The 248-nt window shown below is 57.3% G+C and carries 1 protein-coding gene; it reads left to right on the top strand.

Annotation, left to right across the window (positions count from 1 at the left end):
* Positions 1-248, top strand: a 248-nt coding sequence (locus tag PU683_RS20770) for a DNAJC11 domain-containing protein (RefSeq protein ID WP_277174507.1), incomplete at both ends; no start/stop codon positions are given.

Genomic DNA, 248 nt, shown 5'->3' with positions numbered 1-248 from the left:
CAAGAAGCGACGACGCCTCATTGCGAAGAAGCAGAGACGTCTGCGTGGCCTGATTCCCCAAAAGAAATCCGAGAGTGCGCTGGCCGTGCAGTTAATGACCGAACAGGTGCAGCGACGCCAGGCCAAGGAAACGGCCCAGAACGGCCTGGTGATTGTTCGCGCGGAATACGGCTATCTCTCCTCTTCCCCTAAGCGTGTCAAGGGCTATGATCCCAAAGACTACGAGGTTATCGACGTGACTGTGCCCG

The sequence above is a fragment of the Candidatus Kosakonia sp. 282A-S69 genome (genome assembly GCF_029433855.1).
Taxonomy (GTDB): domain Bacteria; phylum Pseudomonadota; class Gammaproteobacteria; order Enterobacterales; family Enterobacteriaceae; genus Kosakonia; species Kosakonia cowanii_A.
Note: the sequence above shows the minus strand (reverse complement) of the source record. Positions and strands in the feature narration are given on the sequence as shown.